At 43.0% G+C, this 2585-nt stretch carries 4 protein-coding genes; 1 reads left to right on the top strand and 3 read right to left on the bottom strand.

Going from position 1 to position 2585, the window contains the following annotated elements; genetic code table 11:
• A partial coding sequence (locus tag Q7J27_02675) for a transposase (protein MDO9528045.1) occupies positions 1 to 1567 on the top strand: 1567 nt, incomplete at its 5' end.
• Between the two features lie 32 nt (positions 1568 to 1599).
• Here the strand turns inward: Q7J27_02675 and Q7J27_02670 are convergent.
• From Q7J27_02670 to Q7J27_02660, 3 genes are all read right to left on the bottom strand, one after another.
• Positions 1600 to 1839: a hypothetical protein gene (locus Q7J27_02670; protein MDO9528044.1), complete on the bottom strand. Its 240-nt coding sequence runs from the start codon at positions 1837 to 1839 to the stop codon at positions 1600 to 1602.
• Between the two features lie 150 nt (positions 1840 to 1989).
• Complete coding sequence (locus Q7J27_02665) at positions 1990 to 2154, bottom strand: NUDIX domain-containing protein (protein MDO9528043.1); 165 nt, start codon at positions 2152 to 2154, stop codon at positions 1990 to 1992.
• Entirely contained in the window at positions 2082 to 2261 is a 180-nt protein-coding gene (locus Q7J27_02660; protein MDO9528042.1) for a hypothetical protein, read from the bottom strand. The genes Q7J27_02665 and Q7J27_02660 overlap by 73 nt, the downstream gene beginning before the upstream one ends.
• Between the last annotated feature and the right edge of the window lie 324 nt (positions 2262 to 2585).

Below are 2585 nucleotides of genomic sequence, written 5' to 3'. Positions count from 1 at the left end.
GATGATGGGAAGGATGAACCCTCAGTTGAACATGTCAGACATGGACGGGTGGTTTAATAAGATCCCGAAGCAATCGTTTTGGTATCATCTGCGTGTGTGGTCAGAGGAAAACGTTCATGGTGATGACTTTGCCCATCTTTTTTCCTGCACCACAGGCAGGAGCTCAATACCACCGCAAATAACTTTTTTGTCCATGTTTATCATGCTCCACAAGGGCTACAGCTATAGAGAAATGCCGGAAGTGGCCATGTTCGATGACCGGGCCAAATATGCCCTGGGCTTGAGCCGGTCACCGGAATATACTCTGACCCGCTCTACCTTAAACCGCCATCACCAAATATTCATGGAAGACAAGATTATCCGAAAGTACCTCAAAAAAACTCTTCAGGATGCAGTTGAATCAGGTATGTTCGAAGGCTGCGACTCGGACCTTGTGGACTCCTTTATGGTTGCCGGTGCCACCTCCCGTCGGGACACATATACACTTATAATCAAAGCGGTGAACCTGGTTTTGAAAACCGCTGTTGAAGAAGATGAATTAAGTCTTAAAGAACTGCTTCAGTACAATACATATGACTACATAGGGAAGCCCAAGATTAACTGGAACGACGAGACAGAAAAACAAAAGCTGATTGAGGTATTGGTTTTAGATGCCCGCAGGCTCAATGAATATATATGTGCTTTTCCGCAAATCTCCGAAGAGCTAAAAAGTGCAACAGCACTGTTAAAGCTGGTTTCTGAGCAGGATGTAGAAGAAAAAGACGGGAATATTCAGATTGCCCGAAAAACCTGCAAAGACCGGATCATTTCTGTAACCGACCCGGAGATGAGGCATGGCAGAAAAACATCCAGCCAAAAAAGCGATGGTTACAAGGGTCACATTCTTGCCGGTGGAAAAGACCACAGCCTGATTACAGCTACAGCGGTAACCGCAGCCAATGTAGCAGACAGCGGAGCTATAGAAGAACTGCTTGACCAGCGGGCCGAAAACATTTCAGAACCGCTAAACAAACTAAGCGGTGACACCGCTTACGGTGGCGCAAAGATGAGAATCGACATGCAAGAGCGCAACATTGAACTCGTAGCGAAGGTGCCTCCGGCAACCAATCCCAAAGGGCATTTTACAAAAGATGAATTCGCAATTGACCTGGAAAACAATACCATAACCTGTCCGGCGAATCATACGATCAAACTCAAAAAAGCAGGTTCCCACAAGTTTGCGGCTACTACTTGTAACGAATGCAGTTTGCGTTCCCAATGCACTTCCGCAAAAAACGGTAGGGTCATTGTCATTCATGAACACGAAGCAATTTTACAGAAAGCACGCCGGGAGCAGGAAACTCCTGATTTTAAAGAAGAGTATCGGCTGCGCCCCCGCGTGGAACGGGTGATTGAAAACCAGACCGTGAACGGTGCCAGAAATGCCCGCTATTACGGAAAGCAGAAAACCGGCTTCCAGTTGATGGTTCATGCTGTTATTCATAACTTCCGGACGGTCGTGCGTTACCTGGAAAAAATGGTCAATACTGAGAATGTCGAGCCGGCAGCTGCAGTAAACACAACTTAGCGCAAGGGGGTAGTGTGTACTTTGACTGGTAATTAAAGGTAATTTGACAGGAATGGGGTGATTTTTACTGTAAAACTGGCTGTTTTCCTTGCTGATAAACCCATTTTGGATTCATAATATCTTCTGGTTCCCACTAAATGGGATTTGTTAAAAGCTATCCAGGGACGTTCTGCTTCAAAAATGCGTTTTTGGGACAGTCTCCTAGGGTCAAGAGAATAACAGTTTTCTAACAACTCAACTGCTTCAATAGCAGCCTGTCCATATTTACTCAATCACTAACACCTCCAGAGCAGCAATAAAACAACATATCGACTATTTTTTGAAAATATTTTCACGATGCCACTTTATATAATTGATCTGTTTTGGTCTTTTAGAAACAACAATGTCCTCATGTATTCTAATTAACTGACGATCTAAATAATTTAATTCCCGATACCCATTCTACAAAAAAATGCAAGAAGTTCGATTTTTGTATGAGGATAAGTGTAAATACTGTTGCAAAAATAATTTTTAACTATGACCTTGATTCCGAATTCCTCATAAAGTTCCCTTTGTAGACACTCTTCAAGAGTTTCCCCATCTTCAATTTTACCGCCAGGAAATTCCCATTTATTAGTAGTTTATCATCGGCTGGTCTTTTGGCAATTAGTAACTTATTGTCTTTAATGAGGATGGCAGCTGTTACTTGTAGCATACAGATAAGCACCCCTTACACATAAATGTAACCCTCTTCTTTGTAAGGCTTTTCTTTTCCCATAGTAAAGAATGCTGCATTGTTTATAGAACGAAAAACAGCAACCATAGCAATAATACTGTCGAGACAGTCACCACCCGTATTGTTAATTATTAAATCCCTCATGTTCTCATTAACATTCTGCGACCTGTGCAATAGCAATCAGACTCATGCAGCCCACGTGAATGAGAGGGTGTCTTTAGAACACCACAGTTCCTGCTCATTGTTTAAGTGCAGGGAGATAACTGATGCAAGAGCTACCGATCCCGATTTGGACCAACTCAT

It is taken from the genome of Syntrophales bacterium (assembly GCA_030655775.1).
Lineage (GTDB): Bacteria > Desulfobacterota > Syntrophia > Syntrophales > JADFWA01 > JAUSPI01.
Note: the sequence above shows the minus strand (reverse complement) of the source record. Positions and strands in the feature narration are given on the sequence as shown.